Source organism: Streptomyces sp. NRRL B-24572 (assembly GCF_002156145.1).
Lineage (GTDB): Bacteria > Actinomycetota > Actinomycetes > Streptomycetales > Streptomycetaceae > Streptomyces > Streptomyces vietnamensis.
In genome coordinates this window covers 1-1,281 of the sequence record NZ_MWIG01001004.1, presented here as the reverse complement: position 1 = coordinate 1,281, position 1,281 = coordinate 1, and the positions used below count along the sequence as shown (strand labels likewise).

Below are 1,281 nucleotides of genomic sequence, written 5' to 3'. Positions count from 1 at the left end.
ACCCCGCCGCCCGGCAGACGAGCACGCGGACTCGCGCTGGTCGCCGCGAGCGCGGCGACCAGCGCGAGTCCGCGTGCTCGTCTGCGGGGCGGTGGGGTGGTCAAAGCGGCTCCTCGGGGTCCTGACTTGTGTCGCGCCGGCGGCCGACGCTAAGCCCGAGCGCGTGAAATGTACATGGCATCGGTCCGCGTTTCACGGGCAGTTCACGATGCCGAAACGATCAAGGTCGGAGGCTGGAGAACTCGTCGAAATGCGGCGCCCCGGAGCCCTGGGGAGAATCTGGGGAGNNTGGCGGAGTACGTGGAAGCCGTCCTTGCGGGACGCCTTCCAGCGTTGCCCGGGCTCCCGCATGGGGATGACGCCCGCCTCCGCAAGGGCGGCCTTCCAGGCATGGTCGTTGAAGTCGTTGGACCGGAGGGCATGACCGTGTGGAGTGCCCAGAAGGAGAGGGAAGACCTGCTTCTCCCGCTCGGGCTCCGGACCACCCCAGAGCAGCTCGACTTCGGCAGCCGGGTACTCAAGGAAATGGGAGGCCGATCCGTCGGCAACCGATGGGGGCATGTCGACGATACGCGTCTTACCTCCCTTGGGGAGGGCGAAGTAAAGTCGTCCAGATAGGAGTTGAACCTGGCGGCGGACGCGGACAACTCCGCGCTCGAAGTCGACATCGTGGGGTGAGAGACCAAAGGCTTCGCCTTGACGAAGCCCGCACCCCAGGGCGACAACGACTGCGATCCGGTAACGCGGGTTGATGATGTCCCGGGCCCGGGGAGCCGTGAAGGGTTGGGGGTGGTCAGCCGTCCTTCACGGTGAGGCCGACGTGCTGGGCGAGGGCAGGAGCGAGGTCGAACAGCTGGAGGGTGCTGATGGTGGCGCCCTTGAGGACCTCGACACCGGACGTGATGCTCAGTGCGGCCGCCTCGCGCAGGTCGACCCGGGCGAGGGTGGCCTTGGTGAAGTCGACCCGGTCCGGGGCCGTCCCCGGGAAGGAGACACCCCTCAGGCTCGCGCCGGCGAAGTCCACGTCCCGCAGCAGGCAGTCGACGAACGTGACGTCCCGCAGCTGGGCCGCGCGCAGGTTGACCGAGTCGAACTTGCAGTGGTGGAAGACGGTGCGGCGCATCTGGCTGCCGTGGAGCTGGGTGCCGGCCAGGAGGCTGGAGCGGCACTCGGTGTCCAGCCAGGTGGTCTCGGCAAGGTCGCTGCCCACGGTGCGGATGTTGTCCAGCCACACGGTGTCCAGGCGTGCGCGCCGGAACCGGCCGCCGGTGAAGGTCACCG

General features: G+C 68.4%; 1 protein-coding gene. It reads right to left on the bottom strand.

Annotated features, from left to right (window positions below; all coding sequences use genetic code 11):
- Positions 1–793: 793 nt before the first annotated feature.
- Positions 794–1,281: pentapeptide repeat-containing protein (locus CCN56_RS39430; RefSeq protein WP_256962421.1), on the bottom strand; the 488-nt coding region annotated here is incomplete at its 5' end.